General features: G+C 48.1%; 6 protein-coding genes. 3 read left to right on the forward strand and 3 right to left on the reverse strand.

The features are described 5' to 3' along the window. Both QVO97_RS07465 and thiI read left to right on the forward strand, forming a co-directional pair. Window positions 1-239: aminotransferase class V-fold PLP-dependent enzyme (locus tag QVO97_RS07465; RefSeq protein ID WP_288189314.1), on the forward strand; the 239-nt coding region annotated here is incomplete at its 5' end. Window positions 240-319: 80 nt separating this feature from the next. After that, entirely contained in the window at window positions 320-1,498 is a 1,179-nt protein-coding gene (gene thiI, locus QVO97_RS07470; RefSeq protein ID WP_022359724.1) for a tRNA uracil 4-sulfurtransferase ThiI, read from the forward strand. A 212-nt stretch (window positions 1,499-1,710) separates the two neighbouring features. Here thiI and QVO97_RS07475 read toward each other — a convergent pair whose 3' ends face one another. Further along, a complete protein-coding gene (locus tag QVO97_RS07475; protein ID WP_022359725.1) occupies window positions 1,711-1,941 on the reverse strand; it encodes an HPr family phosphocarrier protein in 231 nt (76 codons plus the stop codon). 91 nt (window positions 1,942-2,032) lie between these two features. Between QVO97_RS07475 and mtaB the strand changes: the two genes are divergently transcribed. Further along, entirely contained in the window at window positions 2,033-3,349 is a 1,317-nt protein-coding gene (gene mtaB / locus QVO97_RS07480; protein WP_022359726.1) for a tRNA (N(6)-L-threonylcarbamoyladenosine(37)-C(2))-methylthiotransferase MtaB, read from the forward strand. A 125-nt stretch (window positions 3,350-3,474) separates the two neighbouring features. Here mtaB and QVO97_RS07485 read toward each other — a convergent pair whose 3' ends face one another. Together QVO97_RS07485 and QVO97_RS07490 are read right to left on the reverse strand one after the other, a co-directional pair. Beyond that, window positions 3,475-4,233, reverse strand: coding sequence for a tRNA threonylcarbamoyladenosine dehydratase (locus tag QVO97_RS07485; RefSeq protein ID WP_022359727.1), 759 nt, complete (start codon window positions 4,231-4,233; stop codon window positions 3,475-3,477). Window positions 4,234-4,345: 112 nt separating this feature from the next. Continuing rightward, complete coding sequence (locus QVO97_RS07490) at window positions 4,346-4,975, reverse strand: hypothetical protein (RefSeq protein ID WP_022359728.1); 630 nt, start codon at window positions 4,973-4,975, stop codon at window positions 4,346-4,348. Window positions 4,976-5,634 lie beyond the last annotated feature (659 nt).

The following is a 5,634-nucleotide window of genomic DNA, read 5'->3' on the forward strand; positions in this document are numbered from 1 at the left end:
GCGAGGTACTTCTCCATGCGCTGGAGGACAAAGGGGTTTATGTATCGTCCGGTTCCGCCTGCTCGTCCAATCATCCGGGCATCAGCGGTACTTTAAAGGGAATCGGCGTGAAAAAAGAACTTCTCGATTCGACGATCCGGTTCAGTCTGGGTGATCTGAATACTGAGGAAGAAGTAGACTATGCGATCGGCGTTCTGGGAGAACTGCTTCCGGTACTGCGCCGTTACCAGATGAAATAAAATGGCTGTTTAAAGAATGGCTGTTCAGTTTTTTTGCGGGAAAGCAGAAGAATGACAGCCTGTTGTAGAAAGGGAATTCCATGTTTCATACATTTTTGATTAAATATGCGGAGATTGGCCTGAAAGGTAAAAACCGCTATGTATTCGAGGACGCGCTAGTGTCCCACATCCATCACTCGTTAAAACGTCTTGATGGAAAATTTACCGTAACCAAGGAGGCAGGGCGTATCTATGCGACCGCAGCGGAAGAATTTGATTACGATGAGGTCATCGACGCACTGAAAAAGGTATTCGGTATTGCGGCGATCTGTCCGATGGTCCAGTTAGAGGACAACGGCTATGACGACCTGAAAGCGAAGATTGTTGAGTATGTGGACAAAGCATACCCAGATAAACACTTTACGTTCAAGGTAAACACCCGCCGTGCCAACAAACAGTATCCGCATACCTCCGAGGAAGTCAACCGCGATCTCGGTGAGGTCATCCTGGACGCATTCCCGGAGACAAAGGTAGACGTACACAATCCGGATGTTCTTTTAAATGTGGAACTGCGTGCAAAACGTATCAACGTATACTCTCTGGTGATTCCGGGACCGGGCGGTATGCCGGTCGGAACCAATGGACGCGCGATGCTGCTTTTATCCGGCGGTATCGACAGCCCGGTGGCAGGATACATGATCGCAAAACGCGGCGTTACCATCGAGGCAACCTATTTCCATGCGCCGCCATACACCAGCGACCGTGCAAAACAGAAAGTAGTCGATCTGGCAAAACAGGTAGCAAAATACGCAGGTCCGATCAAATTAAACATAGTCAATTTCACAGATATCCAGCTCTACATCTACGAGCAGTGCCCGCATGAGGAGCTGACGATTATCATGCGCCGTTACATGATGAAGATCGCGGAAGAGCTGGCGAAGAAAGACGACTGTCTCGGACTCATCACCGGCGAGAGCATCGGTCAGGTAGCATCCCAGACGGTTCATTCCCTGGCGGTTACCAATGCAGTCTGCACACTTCCGGTCTTCCGCCCGCTGATCGGTTTCGACAAACAGGATATCGTCGATATTTCCCTGAAAATTGGTACCTACGAGACATCGATCGAGCCGTATGAAGATTGCTGCACCATCTTCGTAGCCAAACACCCGGTTACCAAGCCGGTCCTGCACCTGATTGAAAAATCCGAGCGCAATCTGGAAGAGAAGATAGATGCGCTGGTAAAAGAGGCGATCGATACGGTTGAGGTTATCCGGTGCTAGTCATATATAAAAAAGAATGTGCCTTGGCACATTCGGGCGTCTCGCGCGGTCGCTTGCGACATGTTTCTGCTTCGCGCGAGTGCGCATCCTCGCGGAGTGTTTTTTTCATAGGACGCAGTTCTCTATGAAAAAAAAGAACCGCTGCAAAGCGAGTTGCTTAACAGCGGTTTTTTTCGTTTCAAACAGAACCATCTCGATCGTTCTAATGGTTGCTATACAATGTACGGAGCCAGTGTCGTTAAGATCTCATCGATCTGGTTCTCAGAATGGATGTTTAAATCGATCGGTTTGGACAGATCCAGACTGAAGATACCCATGATGGATTTAGCGTCAATCACATAACGTCCGGAAACAAGGTCAAAATCTACGTCGAACTTCGCTAAGTCGTTGACGAAGGATTTAACTTTATCGATCGAGTTTAAAGAAATACGAACTGTTTTCATGAAAAAAACCTCCTCTATCTACAATAATACTTTTATACTACAAAGTAATCTGACAAAAGTCAAGAGAGGATTCAATTTAAAGGAGATAAAAATGAGAAAAGCGGCATTCCACAATCTGGGCTGCAAGGTGAACTCGTATGAGACGGAAGCTATGCAGCAGCTCTTAGAGGATGCAGGATATGAGATTGTGCCGTTCCGGGAAGGAGCGGATGTTTATATTATCAACACGTGTTCCGTGACGAATGTTGCCGACCGGAAATCGCGCCAGATGCTGCACCGGGCAAAGAAAATGAGCCCGTCGGCGGCTGTTGTGGCGGTCGGCTGTTATGTGCAGGCAGCAGGCGCGGAGCTGAAAAAAGATGAGGCGGTCGATCTGATCGTCGGCAATAACCAGAAAAAAGATCTGGTACAGATCCTGGATGATTATTTTGCAGATCACGAAAACAGCGGTGAGATTCTGGATATCGGACATTCACAGGAATACGAAGAACTCCATATCCGCCGGATTGCTGACCATACGCGTGCCTTTATCAAGGTACAGGACGGCTGCAACCAGTTTTGCAGCTATTGTATTATACCATATACGAGAGGACGCGTCCGCAGCCGCCGCCCGGAGGACATCGAGCACGAGGTGCGCGGGATTGCGGAAGCCGGATACAAGGAAATTGTCTTGACAGGTATCCATTTAAGCTCCTATGGTGTCGATTTCAAGGATGAGCAGAAAGAAAATCTGCTGACTTTAATCAAACGTCTCGACCAGATTCCGGGCATTGAGCGCCTGCGCCTCGGTTCTCTTGAACCACGTATCGTAACCCGCGAATTTGCCAAAGAGCTGGCGAGGCTGCGGACCATCTGCCCGCACTTCCATCTGTCACTCCAGAGTGGCTGTGACGCGACTTTAAAGCGAATGAACCGCCGCTACAACGCTGCTGAATATCAGGCGTGCTGTGAAATTCTGCGGGAAGAATTTGACAATCCGGCGATCACGACCGATGTCATCGTAGGATTCCCGGGCGAGACCGAAGAAGAATTTGCCGAAACTGAACGCTTCTTAAAAGCGATCCATTTCTATGAAATGCATATATTCAAATACTCCCGCCGCGCAGGAACCCGCGCCGCCGATATGCCGGATCAGGTACCAGAAGGAACCAAATCCGTCCGCAGCGATATCCTGCTGGCACTGGAAAAACAGCAGTCCTTAGAATACCGCGGGCGTTTCCTCGGAACCGAAGAAGAAATCCTTCTCGAAGAACCAATCGAGATTGACGGAACTAAATACATGATGGGACACACCCGTCAGTATGTCAAAGGTGCCGTGCCATACGAAGAAGGATTGAAAAATAAGACGGTGAAGGGAATCTTCACGAAGGCACTGAATGAAGAGGTGCTTTTACTGGAAAAAGAATAAAAGACAGAAAACGAAAAAACCAATGATACCCCCAAGATGGGATTCATTGGTTTTTTACATACATATAAAATTAAAAAAATGACACAAATAGAATATATCGGCTTAACAAATTAATCAGTAAGCAATCAATGAACCCCAACGAGATCCTTAATAACTTCCCCAGCAATAATCAGTCCCACTACTGACGGTACAAACGAGATACTCCCCGGAATCTGCCGTCTGGCGGTACAGTTGCGTGTGGTTTCCGGCGGGCAGACACAGTGGGAACGGCAGGAGATAGCCATATCATCCACCGGCGTCAGTGGTTTTTCTTTCGAATAAACCACTTTCAGCTTCTTGATCCCGCGTTTTTTCAGCTCCCGCCGCATGACCTTTGCGAGAGGACAAACAGAGGTTTTATTAATATCGGTCACCTCAAAAGCGGTCGGATCCAGTTTGTTTCCGGCGCCCATCGAGCTGATGATCGGCGTGTGGGTTTCTTCCGCCTGTTCCACCAGAAGCAGCTTTCCCGTCACGGTGTCGATTGCGTCGATCACGTAGTCATACTGGGAAAAATCAAATTCCTTCGCGGTATCCGGCATGTAGAATGTCTTGTAGGTGTGGACAACCGCATGTGGGTTGATGGATTTGATGCGTTCCTCAGCGACATCAACCTTGTACTTTCCGATGGTGGAGGTGGTTGCGATGATCTGGCGGTTGATGTTGGTTAAGCAGACCTTGTCATCGTCGATGAGATCAAGCGTGCCGACACCGCTGCGCGCGAGGGCCTCCACCGCATAGCCGCCGACTCCGCCGATGCCGAAGATGGCAACGCGTGCTTTTGATAAACGCTCCATGGCATCCCTGCCGAGGAGAAGTTCTGTTCGTGAAAATGAATTTAACATATGATACTCCCTTATAATATATTCTGTCAGCAGTTTCTTTGTGTAATAGGAAATTCCCTGGAATTCCCTATTACACAAAAAGGCACATTCTTTTTTATTTGCTGTATTACCCTTATATGAAATATTCGATCGTAGCTTCCTCCGTCAGCACCGTGTTCCGGTTAAACAGAAGCACAGCCTCGCGTCCTGCCATTTCGCCCAGCGCGTAGAGCTCCATCGATTCCCGGTTAAAATAGGAAAATGGCACGGATCGGTTCCATGAAAATGGGTGGTCGGTCACAAGAAGCGCCTCTTTCTCGTCTGGTTTTGTAAATGGAACCGTCTGGTAATACGGATCAAAGAGCAGGATCTGTCCATCTTTGACACCGGTAAACAGCACATAATGCGCTACCTCATAGTAAAGGCGCACGACAACCGCGCCGCCCCGGTGCAGGGCGTCGAGAAGCAGGCTGTTGTCCCCGACATAGACATCCGAACCGCGCAGATAGCGGCTGGACACGGGAAGTTTTCCGATATCGCCAAGTCCCTGCAGCCAGTTGCTCAAAAACATCATCGCCGTGCAGGAGGTACCGCTCTTTCCGGCCGAGCCCTCCGGACCGTAGCAGTCGAGGCAGTAGAGCATGATATTTCGAAGAATCTCCGGCGGAATTTCCTCGCGCTCAAACAAAAAGCTGATCGCGTTTAAGAGGGAGGTCGGACCGCAGTCGTATTCCGATAATTGGTAGTGAAGTGGATTTTTCATGGTTTAAATCCTTTCATCTGCGGCAATCATCTTGTGTGCCGCTGTTTTCTTGTTCCGTAAAATAAAATGTGCTATACTAAATAGCAACAGGTTCTGTTATGATAACGATGAAAGTGCCAAATCGTTACCGGAAAATCAGCAAAAAACGCTTTAACCACGCTGGAAAAACGTTTTTTACCCATCAGTTCGGTATTTTATTGTAAAGGTGCAGTCTGCGTTTGTCAAGAAAGACGTGAAGAAATGTTCACATATACGGAACGGGTAGATACAGTTCACGGGTAGGCACTTTTGGAACCGAAAGTGCCGTAAGAAAACGTGGTGGCAGCAGGAATTTGCCGTATTTAAATGCGAAGCCACGGCAAATTCCGTTACTGGGCACGCGTGCGTGAACAGTAACAACAGGCAAAAAAGGGTTGACAGATATTGCATAAAGTGATAACATACCTACTAAGTCGATAGGAAAAAGAAAAGGAGTGAAGATCATGAAAGCAGTCAATGGTTTTTGGATGAATACGATGTGTTGCAGCAATGTTTGTACCTGTATGGATCGATGTTGTTGTCGCATTTGTGTACGCGAAAACCAGAAAGCTGGACTTCGGTAAGCGGGGTTTCCGGGGAAAACGGGTTTCGTGAATCTTTTTATTCATAAGGGTTAAGGA

This window comes from Clostridium sp. CAG:43 (assembly GCF_000434655.1).
In the GTDB taxonomy this organism is placed as follows: domain Bacteria; phylum Bacillota; class Clostridia; order Lachnospirales; family Lachnospiraceae; genus Otoolea; species Otoolea fessa.